The 19,731-nt window shown below is 74.0% G+C and carries 13 protein-coding genes and 1 pseudogene; all 14 read left to right on the top strand.

Features of this window, described 5'->3' with window-relative positions; translation table 11 throughout:
- Nucleotides 1-1,186: pseudogene (locus VE546_RS24530) on the top strand (hypothetical protein); the annotation flags it as partial.
- The gene (locus tag VE546_RS24535) at nt 1,183-2,403 is read left to right on the top strand and encodes a hypothetical protein (protein ID WP_324925967.1); all 1,221 of its coding nucleotides are present in this window, start codon (nt 1,183-1,185) and stop codon (nt 2,401-2,403) included. The pseudogene VE546_RS24530 and the gene VE546_RS24535, both read left to right, overlap by 4 nt.
- 17 nt (nt 2,404-2,420) lie before the next feature.
- On the top strand, nt 2,421-3,104 hold the full coding sequence (locus VE546_RS24540) for a hypothetical protein (RefSeq protein WP_324925969.1): 684 nt from the start codon (nt 2,421-2,423) through the stop codon (nt 3,102-3,104).
- 7 nt (nt 3,105-3,111) lie between these two features.
- Nucleotides 3,112-3,492, top strand: coding sequence for a LysM domain-containing protein (locus VE546_RS24545; protein WP_324925971.1), 381 nt, complete (start codon nt 3,112-3,114; stop codon nt 3,490-3,492).
- Nucleotides 3,482-4,621, top strand: coding sequence for a hypothetical protein (locus VE546_RS24550; RefSeq protein WP_324925973.1), 1,140 nt, complete (start codon nt 3,482-3,484; stop codon nt 4,619-4,621). Before VE546_RS24545 ends, VE546_RS24550 begins: the two co-directional genes overlap by 11 nt.
- Before the next feature lie 49 nt (nt 4,622-4,670).
- Nucleotides 4,671-5,213 carry a phage baseplate assembly protein V gene (locus VE546_RS24555; RefSeq protein ID WP_324925975.1) on the top strand — a complete coding sequence of 181 codons (543 nt, stop codon included), beginning with the start codon at nt 4,671-4,673 and terminating at the stop codon, nt 5,211-5,213.
- A 20-nt stretch (nt 5,214-5,233) separates the two neighbouring features.
- A complete protein-coding gene (locus VE546_RS24560; protein WP_324925977.1) occupies nt 5,234-5,578 on the top strand; it encodes a hypothetical protein in 345 nt (114 codons plus the stop codon).
- A complete protein-coding gene (locus VE546_RS24565) occupies nt 5,575-5,958 on the top strand; it encodes a GPW/gp25 family protein (RefSeq protein WP_324925979.1) in 384 nt (127 codons plus the stop codon). Before VE546_RS24560 ends, VE546_RS24565 begins: the two co-directional genes overlap by 4 nt.
- On the top strand, nt 5,955-9,188 hold the full coding sequence (locus VE546_RS24570; protein WP_324925981.1) for a putative baseplate assembly protein: 3,234 nt from the start codon (nt 5,955-5,957) through the stop codon (nt 9,186-9,188). The genes VE546_RS24565 and VE546_RS24570 overlap by 4 nt, the downstream gene beginning before the upstream one ends.
- Nucleotides 9,185-12,964 (top strand): putative baseplate assembly protein, encoded by a 3,780-nt coding sequence (locus VE546_RS24575; RefSeq protein WP_324925983.1) that lies wholly within the window; start codon nt 9,185-9,187, stop codon nt 12,962-12,964. Before VE546_RS24570 ends, VE546_RS24575 begins: the two co-directional genes overlap by 4 nt.
- Before the next feature lie 55 nt (nt 12,965-13,019).
- Entirely contained in the window at nt 13,020-15,242 is a 2,223-nt protein-coding gene (locus VE546_RS24580; RefSeq protein ID WP_324925985.1) for a hypothetical protein, read from the top strand.
- 86 nt (nt 15,243-15,328) lie between these two features.
- Nucleotides 15,329-16,918: a DUF6519 domain-containing protein gene (locus VE546_RS24585; protein ID WP_324925987.1), complete on the top strand. Its 1,590-nt coding sequence runs from the start codon at nt 15,329-15,331 to the stop codon at nt 16,916-16,918.
- Between the two features lie 60 nt (nt 16,919-16,978).
- Nucleotides 16,979-17,860, top strand: a complete 882-nt coding sequence (locus VE546_RS24590) for a peptidoglycan-binding protein (protein ID WP_324925989.1) — start codon at nt 16,979-16,981, stop codon at nt 17,858-17,860.
- A gap of 555 nt (nt 17,861-18,415) precedes the next feature.
- The gene (locus tag VE546_RS24595; RefSeq protein WP_324925990.1) at nt 18,416-19,624 is read left to right on the top strand and encodes an ABC transporter substrate-binding protein; all 1,209 of its coding nucleotides are present in this window, start codon (nt 18,416-18,418) and stop codon (nt 19,622-19,624) included.
- Nucleotides 19,625-19,731: the final 107 nt, after the last annotated feature.

Raw genomic sequence — 19,731 nt, forward strand, 5'->3', positions numbered from 1 at the left:
CGCGAACCGCGCGCAGCAGACGGTGAAGGCCGCCCAGAACCGCATCCGCAGAGCCAGGCAGGCCCTCGACCGCAAGGACCGCGACGGCCGCCTCGACCGCTCCCTCGACAACAACGCCCGCCGCATGCGCGACGCCTACCGTCGCCGCCGCGACCTCCTCCGCGACCAGCAGAAGCGCCGCCAGGAGCAGAGGCGGCAGCAGCAGAGAGCGCGTGAACAGAGGTGGTGGCAGCGTGAGCAGAGACGGCAGAGGGAGAACTCCTCTGAGTCGAAGACGGACAGACTGCGGAGGATCGTCGCGCGAATCCGTCCCCGGCTGAAGCGTTTGCTCGACCGAGGGGTGCACCGCCAGGTGATGCAGGCGACGCTGGCGGGAATGCGTGCCTGGTACCGGCTTACCGCATTGGAAATCCAGGGCCGGGAGAAGTTCGCCATCATGGCGCACCTCAACCCCGGCATGCCAGCTGGGGAGGGTGAGACCGACGTACCGTTGAACCCGGAATTGGAGAAGCTTCTCAAGGACAACCCCCTCAATGTCCCGAAGAACCAGTATGTGCAGGTCGGTGAGACGCTCCCGTATGTGGAGGGGGCGCGTATCCCACGCGACGGCATACCCCGGCCGGGATACCGCGCCAAGAGGAAAGACGATCTGACACCCGACCACATTCCCTCCGGGGCCGCGGTCTTTCTGGCGGCGAAGAACAGGCAGAAGGCGAAGCTGGAGGAAGCGGCGGCGAGGGACCCCCGACTGCGGGAACTCCTAGACCAGGAGGCGAATGAGGAACTGACCGAGCGAGGCCAGGCGGAACTTGAGAAAAAACGGGGAGAAGTGCTCGGCGAGCCGGTTCTGCGTACGCGGAAGGACCCCAATGGAAAGGCGCACTACAATAATGCCCTGGCGGTCATGTTGCCCCATAGGATACACAAGGAGGGGCGTACCTACGGAAACAAGAACACTGACGCTCAGATCCAGGAGGACGCCAGGAACCTCACTCTGGCGGCCAAGAAGGACTTTGAACACTATTTCAAGTTCCTCAAGGGTCCGCCGCCTCCCGACGAACTGACGAAAGAATACGTAGCCCACTTCGCACGGCACTACAAGAATTTGGTCAACAAGCGAATTATCGAGCACTCCCTGGAGATCGATGCGCTGATGTTGAAGTATCTGAAGGAAGCCAAGAGATGAAATTTCTGCAAGAGATCGAGGAAATTCTGACGCGAGAAGACATCTCGGCTCCGGAGCAGCGGATGCAGGTGTTCGCGCGGCTCGCGGCGGAGCCGGACCGTGGAACTTCGGCTGCGCTCGAATGCCTCCTTCGGACTGACAGCCGACGCATTGCCGCCTACCTTACGCAATACTTCGAGTTCATTCCCGGGGCCGTGGAGGAGAAGACGCGCGCAGCGGACCGGTTGCGACGTGAACCTCGGCTGCTCTCCGCGGTCTCGCGGTTGGTTCCCTGGCTGCCCGAGGCGATGATCGACGAACTCGTCTCGGACTACCTGGCGCACGGAGATTCCGTGCCTGCGCTCTCAGACGTGGTCTTCGTCGTCGGAAAATACTTTCCGGAACGGCTTCGTCCGTTCGCGGAACGGATCGATGACGAGTACGTCCGGCGCGCCCTGTTGTCCGGGGCGCCCGACGGCAAAGCGGAGAGCTTTCTGGAGGACTGGCGCCGTAGTGGTGACCTGCGTGCATTGATCGCTCTCGCCTACATTCGAACCGAGCGTGCCAGGGAACTCATCCGGTCTGTCCGCGGTGAGGTCGAGGATTCCGCGCAGTGGGAGACGTTGATCGAATTGGCGGGACAGCTTCCGGACACGGGGAAGCCAGCGGGAAGTTGGCCGGCGTTTAGGGGGTTCGTATCCGGCCGAGGGGAGGGTCCCCATGTCGTCGGCGGCCCCCCGGGGGGCGAAGTACCGGTGTGCCATGTGTGCGAGGCGCCCGCGGCGCGCCTGCTCAAGCTGTCCGCGCGATCACTTCCGTACGGTTTTGTGAACGACCCGGTTTTTTACTGGTACTCATGTGACTGCGGCATCATGGATTCGATCACCGTCCGGGTGGGTACTGGCGGGATGCATGTCTTCTACGGCCCCAAGGGGTCGGGTGATCCAAGTGCGTCCATTACGCCGGGGGAACTCTCCCTTGTTCTGGAAAGGCATCCGAACCAGACGGGAATCAGTCTCCGGGAAATGCCGGGGAATGCTGGTCACCAGGTCGGAGGTCTGCCGGCGTGGCGAGATCCGGATATTCATCCCAGGTGTCCCGACTGCGGGAATTCCATGCCCTATGCCGCGACGATGGACTGCGGTCGGACCCCTTTCGGTGACATGAAGTACGACGGGATCATCTACTGCTTCTGGTGCGACGGATGCCGTGTATCGAGCACGCAGATCCAACACTGACGAGATCGGAGAATCTTGTGACCCGCTACGCGGACATCCCCAAGCCCATCCGCTCCGGCATCGTCATCGTCGACCCCGAGCGCGGGACGCCGCAGCGCATCATCGTGCTGCAGTTCAACCCCGACACCCTCGAACGGAGCCTGAGCCCCCAGGCTGCCGGGAGCAGTGGTGATGCCGGGGGCGGGGGGAGTGGGGGAGACCGGAACGAGGCGCTGCGGCTGAAGGGGCCGGCGCAGGAGACGTGGAAGTTCACCGCCGAGATCGACGCCACCGACCAGTTCGAAGTGGCGGCGCCCGACGGGATCCACCCGCAGCTCGCCGTCCTGGAGATGCTCGTGCAGCCGACCACGGCCCAGCTCAGGGAGGGCACGCGGCTGGCGCAGAAGGGCAGCATCGAGATTAGCCCGATCGAGATGCCGCTGACCCTGTTCACCTGGGGCAGCAAGCGCGTCATGCCCGTGCGGCTGACCGAGCTGTCCGTCAACGAGTCCGCGTTCGACGTGAACCTGAATCCGATACGGGCGTCCCTGAGCATCGGCATGAAGGTGCTCACCGTCAGCGATCTGCCCGCCGGGCACCGCGGTGCCGAGCTGTACCTGGCGCACCTCGCGCAGAAGGAGCGCCTCGCCGGCGCCGCCCGCGCGGGCAGCCTCGGGGCGCTCGGGCTGACCGGGGCCGACATCGGGATGGGGAGGGTGTAGCACAGCCATGGCCGATTCCCACGAACAGTACGAGAGCCCGCTGGACGCGATCCCCGGATCGCATCCGTACCCGAGGACGAGCCGCTACCACGACGCCGAGATCGCGGTGCACCGCAGGCCCGACGGCACCGAGGTGCGGTACGCCAGGCGGCGCCTGCTGCCGCCGCTGCCCGAGGAGCGGGACGAGGACACCGTCGTCCACACCGTGCGCAGTGGCGAGCGTCCCGACCAGCTCGCCCAGCGCTACTTCGGCGACCCCTCCCAGTGGTGGCGGATCGCCGATGCCAACCCCGTCCTCGACCCGCGCGAGCTGACCGCCGAGCCGGGCCGGGAGATCGACATCCCGCTCCCGGGCGGCTTCCCCCGCGGGGGCGCACATGGCCGATGAGCACGTCGGCGGCGGGCCGATCCACCTCACCCTGCACATGGGGCCCAGGCTCACCCGGCCCGTGCCCCGGGCGGTGAGCGAGGCACTGCTGTCCGCGCAGATCACCGGCACCGCGGGCGAACGCTCGGGCTTCCAACTGGCGTTCGACCTCACCAAGAGGGGCGCGATCATCGAGCGGTTACTGCCCGAGGGGTTCTTCGACCCCCGCACCCGCGTCATCCTCACCACGACCGTCAGGGGCACCACGACCGTCCTCCTCGACGGGCTGATCGTGCGGCAGGAGGTCGGGGCGAGCAACCAGCCCGGACAGACGACGCTGACCGTCACCGGTGAGGACCTGACCCTCCTGATGGACCTGGAGGAGAGGGCGGACCGCTACCCGAACCTCTCCCCGGCCCGGCGCGTGGAGCGCATCCTCGTCAAGTACGCCGACTACGGCATCCACCCGGACGTCGTCCCCGAGCAGATCGTCCAACAGCCCCGCGAGCAGTACCGGGTGGACTACCAGACGGGCACGGACCTGGCCTACGTCAACGAACTCGCCCGCGCCAACGGCTACGTCTTCTACCTCGAACCCGGCCCGGAGCCCGGCCGTTCCACCGCCTACTGGGGCCCGCAGCGCCGCCTCGGGCAGCGGCAGCACGCACTCAACGTCAACATGGACGTCAACTCCACCGTCGACCAGCTCACCTTCGCCTACGACGGTGCCGCCCGCGAGGAGCCGCAGGCCCGCTGGCAGGACCCGCTCACCCGCGAGTCGCCCCTGATCCCGCAGCCCGACATCAGCCCGCTGCGCCCGCCGCTGGGCAGGCGCGCGAGCCCGGCGCTCAAGCGCCGTCGGCTGTCCGGCACCGCCAAGAAGGACCTCGCCCAGGTCCAGGCCGAAGCCCTCGCGCGCGCCGCGACCTCCGCCGACGCGATCTCCGGCTCCGGGCACCTCGACGTCAACCGCCACGGCTACGTCCTGCGCCCGCGCGAACTCGTCGGCGTGCGCGGCGCGGGCGTGACGTACGACGGCGACTACTACGTCACCTCCGTCACGCACAACCTCACGCCCGGCTCGTACCGGCAGAACTTCACGCTCTCGCGCGAGGGCCTGATCGCGCGCAGCACCACCGTCCGCCCGTAGAGACGAACAGACCCGTAGAGACGAACAGATTCGACCAGGAGCAGTCCGCATGGCGCCAGCACCGAACAACCGCTTCCTCGGCAAGTTCAGAGGCCGGGTGGCGGACAACGACGATCCGCTGCGCATGGGTCGGATCACCGCCTTCGTCCCGGACGTGCTCGGCGACGAGGCCTCCACCTGGGCCATGCCCTGCTTCCCGTTCACCGGCACGGGGGCCGGCCAGTACGTGATCCCCACTGAGGGGGCCGGCGTCTGGATCGAGTTCGAGCAGGGCGACCCCAGCTACCCGGTCTGGACGGGCTGTTGGTACGGGCAGGAGAGCGAGCTGCCCGCGGACGCCCGGGCCGGGGCCCGGGCGGGAGCCGAACCGGTGGTCCTCGAGACCCAGGGCCACCACAAGATCGTGCTCTCCGACGACCCGGAGACCGGGATCCTGCTCCAGGCCCCGGGATCCGACGGCAGGCCGGGCCCGTCCATCCGCATCACCCGGGACGGCATCCACATCGACAACGGGCAGGGGGCCTCGGTCTCGGTGGCCGGGGACCGGGTCGACATCAACCAGGGCCGGCTGATCGTGCCCATCAAACGCTGACCGAGACGGGGGAGAAGAGCTTGTCCGGGAAAGTCATCCACGCGGGCACCGTGATCGGCTGCCCGCACGGCGGCCGGGCGGCCGCCACCGGCCCCGGCGGCGGGACGCGCGCCGTGCTGGTCGACGGGCAGCCCGTCGCCACCGGCGCGGCCGTCCACGCCGTCACCGGCTGCCGGCACACCGTCGACGGGGTCCCCGTGCCGTGCACCGGCGTCCGCTGGACGCCGGCCTCCGGCGGGGTGCTGGTCGACGGCTCGCCGCTGCTGCTGGAGAACACGCCGGGACTGTGCCTCACCGCCGGCCTGGTACCGCAGGGCGCGCCGGTCGTCACGGCCACGGAGGGGGAGGGGGCGACCTGCGGATGAGGGCCAGGACGGCGCGCAGGGACATCGCCTTCCCGTTCCGCGTCGACCGGCGCGGGCGGACGGCGCACGCGGCGTACGACGAGCACGTGCGCGACCTGGTCGAGCAACTGCTGTTCACCAGCCCCGGGGAGCGCGTGATGCGCCCCGACTTCGGCTGCGGGCTGCTCGACCTGGTGTTCACCCCCAACAGCCCGGAGCTGGCCTCCGCCGTGGAGCTGTCCGTACAGGCGTCGCTCCAGCGCTGGCTGGGCGAGCTGATCGAGGTGGAGGACCTGGACGTGGTGAGCGAGGAGAACGTCGTCCGCGTCCATCTGCGCTACGTGGTGCGGGCCACCGCGAGCCGGCGCGACGAGGTGTTCGAGGGGAGGGGCGCGGCATGAGCGGCAGTCCGAGCGGGACGGCCCGCCACCCGGGCGGCCGGCGCGGCCGGGTGCGCGCGGCACGGCTGAACGGCGTGGACGCGGTCGAGGTCGCCGGCGACGGGCTCACCCTGACCGTCACCTTCCTCGGCAAGGCGCCCCGCGGCCTGGGCCCGGAGAACATCCGCATCGACGGCGGCCGGCGCGTCACCGGCATCGAGGCCGTCGCGGTGGAGGTCGAGCGCGAGGAGGACCCCGAACTCGACGACCTGCTGTACGTCACCGTGGACCGCAGGGGCGACACCGGCCGCTACCGGCTGGCGATCGTCGACACCGACCCGTACGGGCGTCCGGGCACCGAGCCGTACCCCGGCTTCGACCAGCGCTACCACGCCGCCGAGTTCTCCTTCCACCCCGACCGCCCCTCGCCCTTCGACTGCGCGGACGAACCCCCGGACGTGCCGGAGACCTTCCGGCCCGCCCCCGTCATCGACTACACCGCCCGCGACTACGACACCCTGCGCCGGCTCGTCATGGACCGGCTGGCCCTGACGGCGCCCGACTGGATCGAACGCAACCCGGCCGACCTGGGCACCACCCTGGTCGAGCTGCTGGCGTACACCGCCGACCAGATCAGCCACCAGCAGGACGCGGTGGCCACCGAGGCGTACCTGGACACCGCGCGCCGCCGCGTCTCCGTGCGCCGCCACGTCAGGCTGATCGACTATCCGATGCACGACGGCTGCAACGCCCGCGCGTTCGTCACCGTCGAGGTGGCGCGGCCGCTGACGCTGCGCGCCGGGACGTACCGCTTCGCCGCCGTCGACGTGCGCACCCCCGGCCCGCGCGACCGGCCGGGCCCCGGCACGGTCATCGACGACGGCGACCTGGCCGTGCTGGAGGAGCGCGGCTCGGTGGAGGTCTTCGAACCGGTCACCGACGCGCCGCTGCGGCTGCGGCCCGAGCACAACACCATCCGCTTCTGGACCTGGGACGGCGAGCAGTGCCTGCTGCCCAGGGGCGCCACGTCCGCCACCCTGCGCGACGAGTGGGCCGACGAGACGTGCGAGGAACGCGCCCTGGACCTGCGGCCCGGTGACCTGCTGGTGCTGGAGGAGGTCAAGGGCCCGCGCTCGGGAACGCCCGGCGACGCCGATCCCGCCCACCGGCAGGCCGTGCGCCTGACCTCCGTCACCCCGGCCGTCGACCGGCTGTGCGACCAGCCGGTGCTGGAGGTGACCTGGGCCCGCGAGGACGCCCTCGCCTTCCCGCTGTGCCTGACCACGCTCGGCGGCCGGGACTGCGAGCCGGTGGAGGACGTCGGCGTGGCCCGCGGCAACGTGGCGCTCGTCGACCACGGCCGCTCGCTCACCTTCTGCGGCCGCACCCCCGAGCTGCTGACCGTGCCGCCGGTGCCGGCCGTCGTCCCCTCCTGCGAACCGCCGGCCTTCGGCTGCCGGTCCGCCGCGGACCCGGCCGGGGGCAACCGGCCCGGCCGGCTGATCCAGGACCGCCTCGAACAGACCGGCTGCGGACGGCTGCTGACGCCGGACCAGGTGCGCGAGCTGTTCGCGGTCGTCGGCGAGGAGGCGGTGCGGCGGGCCGGGCTGGGAGTGGAGCCGGCCGGGAAGCGGCGGGAGAAGGTGGTGCCCGGCACCGCCCACGACCAGGCGGCCGCCCTGGAGACGCTGCTCGCCCAGTCCGTCTACCCGGGCATCGTCCCGCGCTTCCGCCCGCTGCTGCACCGCTTCCCCGTCACCCAGGCCGCCCCGTTCCCCGACCCGCGCCACGTCTCGGCCGGGCAGGCCGAACGGCTGGCCGCCGTCCCCGGCCGGGTCCGGCGGCGGCTGGTGGAGCTGTGGCGCAGCGCCCGGGACCGCGACGGGCTGGACGAGGCGGAGATCGGCGAGCTGACCGTGCTGTTCGGGCTGCGGGTGCTGGAGCGGCTGGAGCTGCGCCGCCACCCGGAGCGCGCGCTGCGCGAACTGCTGCACCGCGGCGACCGGCTGCTGGCCGCCAAGCGGCGCCGCCTGGAGGTGCTGACGGCCAGGGCCCGCGCCGGGCGCGTCCTGGACGGGCGGACGGCCTGGGAGATCGCGCACAGTTGGGGCCCGCCGTACGCGGCCGGGCTGCACCCGGACGCGCCGGAGCTGTCCGGGCCCGCGTCCGCGGTCGTCCAGGACCCGCGGGCGGCGCTCCCGGCCGTACGGCTGGTCCCCGCCGGGGACGGCGGAGACGCCGGGCACGGCAGGGGTGACGAGGAGGGCGAGGAGGCGTGGGAGCCGCGCCGTGACCTGCTCGACAGCGGACCCCGCGACCGGCACTTCGTCGGCGAGCTGGAGGACGACGGGCGGCTCGCGCTGCGCTTCGGCGACGGCCGCCACGGCGCACGGCCCGAGCCCGGCACCGTCCTCGCGGCGCACTACCGGCTGGGCGGCGGCACGGCCGGCAACGTCGGCGCGGAGTCCATCAACCACCTGGTGCTCTGCCGGTCCGGGCACGGTGTCGACAGCGGCGACCCGCCGCCGGTGGCCGGGGTGCGCAACCCGCTGCCGGCCGTCGGCGGCACCGAGCCGGAGCCCGTGGAGCGGGTGCGCCGCCTGGCACCGCTCGACATCAAGCGGGTGCGGCTGCGCGCCGTCACCGCCGGGGACTACGCCGAACTGGCGTCCGCCCTGCCCGGCGTACAGCGCGCGGCGGCCGAGATCCGCTGGACGGGCAGCGTGCAGGAGGTCCACGTCGCCGTCGACGCCGACGGCACCGGGCAGGCGCCCGCCGAACTGCTGGACGCGGTGGCGCACGCACTGGAGGCGTACCGGCGCATCGGCCACGACCTGGTGGTCAAATCCGCGCGGCCGGTGCCCCTCGACATCGCCCTGGAGGTGTGCGCGGCCCCCGGCCACCAGCACGGCCGGATCCTGGCCGACCTGCACCGGGCGCTGGGCAACGGCCGTCTGCCCGGCGGCCGGCTCGGCTTCTTCCACCCCGACGCCCTCGGCTTCGGCGAGCCGGTGCGGCTGAGCCGCCTGGTGGCGGTGGCGGCGGCCGTGCCGGGCGTGGAGGGCGTACGGGTCATCCGGCTGCGGCGGCTGTTCGCGGACGCCTCCACCGATGCCCCGGACGGAACCGGCGACTCGGCACTGGAGGACGGTGTGCTGCGGCTCGGCCCCCTGGAGGTCGCCCAGTGCGACAACGACCCGGAGCGGCCCGAGAACGGCCGGCTCACGCTGACACTCGGAGGCGCGCGATGACCGGCGAGCACCGCGACGGCACCAAGGGACGCGGCGGCTGCTCCTGCGGCTGCGGCGGCCACGACGAGCGGCGCGCGCCGCGCGCCCCCCACAACCCGCCCGGCCGCACCGCGCTCGACCACCGGGTGGGCGAGTACGGCTCCTTCCTGGCGGCCATGCTCGACCGGCTGGCCTCGCCCGCCCACCCCGCCCTGCGCGGGCTGACGGCGCGGACCGCCGACGACCCGGCGATCGCGCTGCTGGACGCCTGGGCGGTCCTGGGCGACCTGCTGACCTTCCACTCCGAGCGGATCGCCGACGAGGGCTACCTGCGCACCGCGGACGACCACCGCTCGCTGGTGCGGCTGGGACGGCTGGTCGGACACCGGCCGCGCCCCGGGGTCGCCGCCGGCACCTACCTGGCGTACACGGTGGACCGGGACCCGCGCAGCCGCGAGGACGTCCCGGTGCTGATCCCCCGCGGCGCGCGCAGCCACAGCGTGCCCGCCTCCTCCCAGGAGGAGCCGCAGACGTTCGAGACGGCCGAGGACCTGACGGCCCGCTGGTCGTGGAACGCGCTGGCGGTGCGCCGCCGCCGTCCCGCCCCGCTGACGCCCGAGGACCTGCGGGAACGGTCGGAGGTCTACGTCGCCGGGACGGCGAACGCCCTCTCACCCGGCGACCGGCTCCTGTTCGTCTTCAACCGCGACGGCTCCGCCGGCCCCGGGCAGCGGCTGCTGCTGCCGGTGACGCGTATCCGCATCGACCGGGACGACGACAGCACCGCCGTCGGGCTGCCGGTGTCCCCGCCCCCCACCCTGGGGGAGCTGGTCGAGGAGCTCCAGCGGTGGATCACGGTGACGGCCGACAGCCCCAACCCGCGGCCCGCGGGCAGCCGGCTCGTCGAGGACTTCGACGACCAGGTGCTGACGCAACTGCGGGCGGACCTCGACCTGCTGCGGACCCCCGCGCAGTTCGCGCGGCGGCTGGAGGACCCCCTGGAGCGGCTGGCGGAGGCGCAGGCCCTCGCGGCGCCGTACGAGGAGGTCCGCGACTGGTTCGAGCGGCTGGGCGCCGTGCTCGTGGACCTCCGGGAGCGGGCGGCGCAGTTGGAGCCGATGCTCCCGGAGGACGCGGGGACCACGACCGGGGCCACGGCCGGTTCCGCGTCCGGCGTCCCGGACGCGGCCCCGGAGCACGCGGCCGTCCGCGCGCTGGGCGCCCTGCTGCCCGCGCTGCGCTCCCGGGGAGCGCGCCGCCCGCCCGCCGCTGCCGCGCCGCCCGATCCGGCGCGGCTGTTCGGCTCGGACTCCGACCTCGGGGCGCGGCTGCTGACGGCCCTGGACCCGTCCGTGTCCGGCGAGCTCTACCCGGCCTGGCGGCGGGCCGTGCCCACCCCGCCCCCCGCCCTCACCGACCTGCTGGCGATGCGGGTGACGGCCGCGCCCTTCGGCTCGACGGCACCGCTGAAGCCGGTGCAGGACGAGCGGGGCCGGGTGATCCGGCAGTCCGACTGGCCGCTGACGGGCGCCGCGCTGACCACCATGCGGGTGGTGTTCGACACCGCGGGCAAGATCCCGGTGAAGGCGGAGTTCGTGCACGCGGAGGCCACCGCGTCGGTGCAGCGCACCGAGAACCTCCCGACCAACACCGAGTTCCTCCTCGGCACCGGCCGGGTCGCGCTGTCCACCGGCACCGGGCAGGACGGCGGCTCCCAGGAGCCGGGCGTGACGGCCGCGCTGAGCGAGGGACTGCCCGAGGCGGAGCTGTTCGTGTCCCGGCCCGGGGCGGACGGGCGGGTGCGGGTCACCGTGCGGACCACCGCGCAGGGCGGCGCCCCGCTGGAGCGGCACCTGACGCCCGGCCGGCGCGAACAGGTCACCCACGGCGGGTACGAGGTGACCGTCGCCTACACCACGGGCGGCGAACCGGCGGGCGTCGAGATCGGCCTGGCCACCGTCCCCGAGGCCGTCCACCGCAACGTCCTGGCCCTGGACACCGTGCACGACCGGATCACCGTCGGAAGCTGGGTCGCCGTCGAACGGCCCCGCAAGGGCGCCCCGGGCGGCATCCCCGGCGACGGCGCGCTCGCGCTGGTCACCACCCGCGTCACCGGTGTGCGCACCGGCTCGTACGCCCGTTACGGCATCACCGGCCGGGCCACCGAACTGACCCTCGCCGACCCCTGGCTCGACGAGCACGACGTCCTGCTGTCCCACATCCGGGACACCACCGTGCACGCGGCCGGCGAGCCGCTGCGCCCCGCCGACGAGCCGCTGGCCGACGACGTGGGCGGCAACGAGATCGAGCTGGCCGAGCTCTACGACGGCCTGCGCCCCGGCCGGACGCTGGTCTTCTCCGGCGAACGCACCGACGTCCCGGGCACCTCCGGGGTGCGGGGCGCCGAACCGGCGGTGATCGCGGCCGTCGAGCACCGGATCGACCCCGGGCTGCCGGGCGACCACGTCCACACCGTGCTCACCCTCACCGCCGACCTGGCGCACCGCTACCGGCGCGAGACGCTGCTCATCCACGGCAACGTGGTGCCGGCGACGCACGGCGAGAGCCGCGACGAGGCCATCGGCAGCGGCGACGCGGGCAAGGCCAACCAGACGTTCGCGCTCTGGCGCTCGCCGCTCACCTGGCTGCCCGCGAACACCCCGTCGGGTGCCGAACCGGCCCTGGAGGTGCGGGTCGACGGACTGCTGTGGCACCCCGTCGACAGCCTCGCCGGACGCGGACCACTGGAGCGGGTGTACGTCATCGGCACCGACGGGGACGGCCGCACCACCGTGACCTTCGGCGACGGCGTGCACGGCGCGCGGCTGCCCACCGGGCACGAGAACGTGCGGGCCCGCTACCGCTTCGGCACCGGCGGCGCCGCCAACGTCGCGGCGGGCCGCGTCACCCAGGCCGTCTCCCGTCCGCTGGGGGTCACCGCCGTCACCAATCCGCTGCCCGCGACCGGCGGTTCGGGCGGCGACGGGCCCGGACTGACCCGCCGCACCGTCCCGCTCGCCGTCTCCGCGCTCGACCGGCTGGTGTCCGTGCGGGACTACGAGGACTTCACCCGCTCCCGGGCGGGCATCGGACGGGCCTCGGCACGCGAGGTGTTCGACGGACGGCGGCAGGTGCTGCACGTGACGGTCGCCGGGGCGGACGACGTGCCGCTCGGCGCCGACTCCGACACCCTGCGCGCGCTGCGCGCCGCGCTCGCCGCCCACGGCGACTCCCGGCTGCCGGTGCGCGTGGACGTGCGCGAACTGGTGCTGCTGCTCCTGATGGCCCGCGTGACGGTGGCGCGCGACCACTCCTGGGCCGTCGTCGAACCGCGCGTGCGGCAGGCCCTGCTGCGCGACCTGGGCTTCGCGGGACGGGAGCTGGGGCAGCCCGCGCGGCTGTCGGAGGTCCTGGCGGCGGCGCACTCGGTGCCCGGGGTCGAGCACGTGGACGTGGACGTCTTCTCGGGCGTGCCGGCGTCCGGCGCCCCGTACGGCCCGGCGCGCCCGGCCGCCGGAGCGTACGGGCCGCAGGCGGTCGTACCGGCCCGGCTCGCCGAGTACGACGAGCGCGTCCACACGGTCACCGCCGACGGCGGCGAGACGCTCGGCGACATCGCCGCCCGCCACGGCATCTCCCTGGCCGAACTGCTGCGGCTCAACCCGGACGTCACCGACACCCGGCCCCTTCCCAGGGGCCGCTCGGTGTTCGTCTTCCGGGGCGTCCGGCCGGCGCAACTCGCCCTGTTCTCGCCCGAGGTGGCGGACACGCTGATCCTGACGGAGGTCCCCCGGTGAGCCCGACGAAACCGACGAGCCCGACCAGCCCGACCAGCGACGGGAGGACGCAGCGATGAGCAGGGAGCCGGACGGGCTCGCGGAGCTGCTGCCGCAGTGGCACAGACTGCGCGACGGCGGGAGGGGTAAGCACGGCGCGGACGGCGAGCCCCTGCGCGCGCTGCTCGCCGTGATCGCCGAGCAGGCCGACCTCGTCCGCACCGGGGTCGAGCAGCAGTACGACGACTGGTTCGTGGAGACCGCCGCCGACTGGGTGCTGCCCTACCTCGGCGACCTGGTGGGCTACCGTCCGCTGCCCGGCTACGAGCGGGTGCCGACCGCCGGCCTGAGGGACGGCGGCCCGCCGGACACCTCGCGGCAGCGGCTGGCGCAGGCGCTCGCGCCCCGCCGGGACGTCGCGGCCACCGTCGCCAACAGGCGCCGCAAGGGCACGCTGCACCTGCTGGAGGAGCTGGCGGAGGCGGTGACCGGCTGGCCCGCGCGGGCGGTGGAGTTCTCGCGGCTGGTCTCCCACCGGCAGCCGGTGCGGCTGTACGGGGCGGGGACCGGCGAGGCGGACGCACGGCGGCTCTCCCGCGGCCGGCTGGCCGACCTGCGCGACGGGGCGGCGCTGGACCTGGCGGGCGGCCCGTTCGGCGTGACGGCGCGCTCGGTCGACGTGCGGCGCGCGGGCTCGCGCCGCACGCCCGGCGGGCTCACCCCGGCCGGGGTGGGGCTGTTCGTGTGGCGGCTCAGGCCGTACTCGGTGACGAACGCGCCCGCGTACTGCGTCGACCGGGCCCGCAACCTCTACACCTTCTCCATCCTCGGCAACGACACCCCGCTGGTGACCCGGCCCGAACCGGAGCCGTCCCCCGCCCACGCCGCCACGATCGACAACGTCCCCGCGTACATCCGCCGTCGGCAGTTGCACGACCGGCTCGCGGACTACTACGGGCCGGGCAAGAGCTTCGTGATCCGGCGGGACGCGGGGGCACCCCTCGCCGGAGGCGGGGAGCGGGGGGAGAGGGAGGACCTGGTGCCGCCGTCGGACATCGTCGTCGCCGACCTCACCGACTGGCGCTACCGCCCCCGGCGCGGACAGGTGGCGGTCGACCCGGTGCTCGGCCGGATCGCCTTCGGCTCGCGCTCCGCGCCGCGCCACGGCGTCTGGGTCGACTACCACCACGCCTTCTCCGACGACACCGGCGGCGGCGAGTACGCCCGCGAGGACCGCCTCACCCCCGACGCCGCCACGGTCTACCGGGTCGGCCCCGGCCGCGCCCACCAGCGGATCATGGACGCGTACGCGCACTGGCGCGAGGACCGGCGGGCCGGACGCTGCGGCCCCGAGGGCATCATCGAGATCACCCACAGCGGCGCCCACCAGGAGCAGCTCGACTTCGACCTCGAACCCGGCGACCGGCTCCAGTTGCGCGCCGCCGAGGGGACGCGCCCGGTGATCCGCCTCCTGGACTGGTACAGCAACCGGCCGGACGCGCTCAACATCCGCGCCCGGGAGGACTGCGAGCCGGGCCGGGAGCCGCGCATCGTGCTGGACGGGCTGCTGGTCAGCGGGCGCGGCCTGAACGTCACCGGCCCGGTCGGCACCGTCGTCATCCGGCACAGCACGCTGGTGCCGGGCTGGTCGCTGGAGCCCCAGTGCGAGCCGCACTCGCCGGAGGAGCCGAGCCTGGTCCTGGAACGCACCACCGCGTGCGTGCAGATCGAGCGGAGCATCCTGGGCACCGTCCAGGTCATCGGAGACGAGGTGGGCACCGACCCGCTGCACATCCACCTCCGCGACAGCATCCTGGACGCCACCGGACACGACCTGGAGGCGCTGTCCGCACCCGACTGCCGGCACGCGCACGCCGTGCTCCACGCGCACCGCGCCACGGTCATCGGCGAGGTGTACGCGCACGCCGTGGAGATCGGCGAGAACAGCGTGTTCACGGGGCGGATGCACGTGGCCCGGCGCGGCACCGGCTGCCTGCGCCACTCCTACGTGCCGCCCGGCTCCCGGACGCCGCGCAGGTACCGCTGCCAGCCCGACCTGGCGGGGCCCGGGGAGGCCGGGCGGGTGCGGCCGCTGTTCACCAGCGAGCGGTACGGCACGCCCGGGTACGGGCAACTGGCCGCCGGCTGCGCCGAGGAGATCGTCCGGGGGGCGGAGGACGGCGCGTCGATGGGCGCCTTCCACGACCTCTACCTCCCGCAGCGCGAGGACAGCCTGCGCGCCCGGCTCGCCGAGTACACGCCCGCCGGCACCGACGCGGGACTCTTGTTCGTGACCTGACCACCGGCCGGCCCGGGGCGCCGCCCGTCGCCCCGCACCCGCAGACCTCGCAGACGCACGGAACCTTCCGAGGGGGACCCCTTCCCATGCACGCTGATCTCTCCCGCAACACCTTCCGGCCGGAGCGGCACTATTCGGCGGTGCTCGTCCAGCAGGGCCGCGTACAGCTCGACGCGGACGCCAACGAGCAGACGGCGATCCAGCTCCACCAGGCCCGCACCCTCGCCGCCGACCTCATCGGCCGGCACGGCGGACCCGCCGGCGCCACCGGCTTCGCCATCGGGCTCGACAGCCGCAGCCACGACCTGGACGACCTGGTCATCGGCGGCGGCCGCTACTACGTCGACGGCATCCTGTGCGACGCCGACCGGCCCGCCCCCGGCGAGGCCGTCGACGACCACGACGGCGACGGGGACGGCGGCCGGACGGACGGCCCGGCCCAGGACGCCGGACGACCCCAGGCGCCCGCCCACTGGACGTACTGGGACCAGCCCGACGGCCACCGGGACCCCGAGAAGCCCGGCGACCGGCTGCCCACGGCCTTCCCCTACCTCGCCTACCTGAAGGTGTGGGAGCGCTCGGTGACCGCCGCGGAGGACCCGGCGCTGCGCGAGGTGGCCCTGGGCTCCGCGATGCCGGACACGGCGGCCCGCGTGAAGGTGGTCTGGCAGGTGCTGGCACTGCCCGGCTCGCACCTGGACGTGGCGGAGGGGGAGACCGACAAGGACGCCCTGCGCGGCGCCTTCCACAGGTGGGCCGACGAGCAGTCCGCACCGAAGTCCCGGATGGCGGCCCGCAGCAGGCGGCCGGAGCGCGCCGACGAGGACCCGTGCCCGGTCAGCCCCGACGCCCGCTACCGGGGCCCGGAGAACCAGCTCTACCGGGTGGAGATCCACGAGGGCGGCGCGGCGGGCGAGGCGACCTTCAAGTGGTCGCGCGAGAACGGCTCCGTGGTCCTCCCCGTCGACGGCCTCGACGGCACCTGGGCCGAGCTGGCCTCGCTCGGCGGCGACGACAAGCTCGGCCTGGGCGTCGGCGACTGGGTGGAACTCGCCGACACCGCCCACGTCAGCCGCGGCGAACCGCTGCCGCTGCTGCGGGTGGAGGAGGTGGACCTGCCGGGGCGGCGCGTACGGCTGTCCCGGGAGCCGGAGCCCGGCGTCGGCCGGCGCCCCGACCTCCACCCGTACCTGCGCCGCTGGGACCACCACGAGGCGCCGCGGCGCGGCCGGCAGGGCGCGCGCGGGCGGCTGCGGAACGGAGCCGTCCCGGTCGGGGAGGGCGAGTGGCTGCCGCTGGAGGACGGCGTCGAGGTCTACTTCAGGCCGGGCGGCACCTACCGGCCCGGTGAGCACTGGCTGGTCCCGGCCCGCACCGCCACCGGATCGGTGGAGTGGCCGGTGAACGCGGCCCGCAGGCCGCTGCTGCGGGAGCCGGACGGCATCCGGGTGCACTACGCGCCGCTGGCCTGGGTGCTGGGCGAGGGCACCCTGTCCGACCTGCGGCTGTCCTTCGGACCGCTGGCCACCGCCGTCCCCGTGGCCGGCGAGGAGGAACTGGCGGCCGAGGCGGAGGCCGAGGCCGAGGCGAGGGCGCTGGCCGCCCGGGACGAGGCGGAGGCACAGGCCGAGGAGGAGACGCCGGCGGAACCGGACGCCGGGGAGCCGCGCACCTGACGCGGCCCGGAGCGCACACCGCCGGCACGACATCGGGCACGTCCGAGAGGAGCACGGAAGATGGCTGCGCCCTTGAGCGCCTCACGACTGGTCAAGGCGCTGCGCGACGAGGGACTGGAGGTCCGCGAGTACCGCAACTGGCGATCGCACAACCGCAACCACAAGGGCCCGTGGGGCCCGGTGCACGGCGTGATGATCCACCACACCGTCACCAGGGGCACCGGCCACAGCGTCGAGCTGTGCTACGAGGGGCACTCCACGCTGCCCGGGCCGCTCTGTCACGGGGTGATCGACAAGGAGGGCGTGGTGCACCTGGTCGGCAACGGCCGCGCCAACCACGCCGGCCTGGGCGACGGCGACGTGCTCAGAGCCGTCGTCGAGGAGCGCTCGCTGCCCGACGACAACGAGGCCGACACCGACGGCAACCGGCACTTCTACGGCTTCGAGTGCGTCAACCTCGGCGACGGCAAGGACCCGTGGCCCCAGGCGCAGATGCTGGCGATGGAGAAGGCCTCGGCCGCCCTCTGCCGCGCGCACGGCTGGACGGAGAAGTCCGTGATCGGCCACCGGGAGTGGCAGCCCGGCAAGGTCGACCCGCGCGGCTTCTCGATGGACACCCTGCGCGGCAGGATCGCCCGGCGGCTCGGCAGGAAACCGGACGGCCCCACCGAGCCCGCGCCCAGGCCCCCCGCCCGGTACGAGCCGTTCCCGGGCGCGGACTTCTTCCGGCCCGGCCGCACCAGCAAGATCATCACGGCGATGGGGAAGCGGCTCGTCGCCGAGGGCTGCGGGCGCTACGAGGTGGGACCCGGCCCCGAGTGGACCGAGGCCGACCGGAAGTCGTACGCCGCCTGGCAGCGCAAGCTGGGCTACTCCGGCAAGGACGCGGACGGCATCCCCGGCCCGGCCAGTTGGAACAAGCTGCGCGTGCCGAACGTCTGAGCCGTCCCGCGCCGCCCCTCCCGTCCGGGCGGGCCCCCTCACCGGTGGGCCCGCCCGGACGGTGTCCGTTGCCCGACGGCCGTCGCCGCCGCCGACCGCCCGCGACTCCGCGTCGTCCGGGCCCGGGTGCACCGCCCACCCGCCGGGCCCGGCCGGGGGAGGAGCTGTCCGGGAAGTCGTTGCCGGCGTTCCCGGAGCAGGCGTACGGCGTGCGGGGCACCGGGGCACGGTGCCACCGGGCTGCACGAGGCGGCGATCCCGTTCCCGGCCGAGCCGACGGCCGCGGTGCCGACCGTGCGGTACGGGCCCATACCGTCGCAGTTGACGGTGAGCACCCGGGCGTCGGAGGGGAGGCCGGGCGGTTCGCCCGACAGGGGCGGGGGCGCGGCGTCCGCGGGCCGCGGCGGGCGTCCGTCCATCCGCGCGGTCCGCCGGACATCCGGCCGGTGGGGCCGTGTCGGACCCGGTGGCGTGACGGCCGAGCGGCAGAGCGTGACGTCCGGCCCCCGCGCGGAGTTGTCCGGTCGACGAGTCCGGTCGACGAAGGCGTGGGGCATGCGGAAGACGGAGAGCGAAGGCGGACGGGCCCTCACCGTGGGCGTGGTGGTCGCGCGCACGGGAAGGCTGGCACGACTGGGGGACCCCCTGGCGTTCGCCATGTCGCTGCTGGGGCCGGAACTGCGCCGGGTCAGGAACGGCGGGCGGGACCACGAACTGCGCCTGGTGGACCGGGACAGCCGTTCGAGCGCCGAGGGCGCGCGGCAGGCGGTGCGGGAACTGGTGGAGGAGGAGGGGGCGCGGATCGTGCTGACCCTGGCCGGGACGGAGGTCCTCCCCGCCGTCGCCGACGCCTGCGAGGAGGCGGGCGTCCCCTGCGTGTCCAGCACCTTCCCCTGGCAGGTCTACTACTACGGGCGCGGCGGGACGGCGGAGCGGCCGTTCCGCTGGACCTACCACTTCTGCTGGGGCCTGGACGACATCGCCGAGACCTTCGCCGACCTGTGGGAGGCCGCCGGCGGCCCGGCGGGGCCGATCGGATGCCTGTGGAACGACGGCCCGCAGGGCGCCTGGTCGCGCCACGCCGAACGGGGTTTCCTGCCGGCGGCCCGCGCCCGCGGGCACCGCCTGGTCGATCCGGCCGGCTACCGCGAACCGGCCACCGACTTCGGCGCGCACCTGGCGGCGTTCCGCGCCGAGGGCACGGACATCGTCACCAGCGCGGCCACCGGGGCGGACCTGGCGCTGTTCCGCAGGCAGGCCGCCGAGCGGGGCGCACGCCCCCGGCTGATCACCTGCTCGCGGTGGCTGGCCTACCCGCCCTCCGTCACCGAGGCGGGGGAGCGGCCCGCCCAGGCGAACGTGGCGACGCTGGTCTACTGGTCCCCCAACCACCCCTACCGCTCGTCGATCGACGGCACGAGCGCGGCGGAACTGGCCGAGAACTACGAGCAGAGCACGGGCCGGCAGTGGCTGCAGCCGCTGGGGCTGGCCTACGCGCTGTTCGAGGTGGCCGTGCACGCCCTGGCGACCGCGGACGATCCCGCGCAGGCCGCGTCGGTCGCCGAGGCGCTCGGCCGGGCCCGGCTGGAGACCATCGCCGGACCGCTCGACTGGACCGCCGGGCCGGTGCCCAACATCGCCACCGTGCGGCTGTCCGGAGGGCAGTGGCAGCCGGGCCGCAGGCACGCGTACGAGCTCTCCGTCGTGACCAACCGGCAGGTCGACGGGCTGCCGGTCGACGGCGACCTCCTGCCCCTGGAGTGACGGGCCCCTGGACCGGCGGGGCCTCCGCAGCCGCCGGTCCGGCGCGCGGTGCCCGCGCCGGACGGTGCGCCCGCCCGGTCCCGGGGCGGACGCGGTGCCCGGCGCGG

Origin of the sequence: Streptomyces sp., from assembly GCF_035644915.1 — a bacterium.
Taxonomy (GTDB): domain Bacteria; phylum Actinomycetota; class Actinomycetes; order Streptomycetales; family Streptomycetaceae; genus Streptomyces.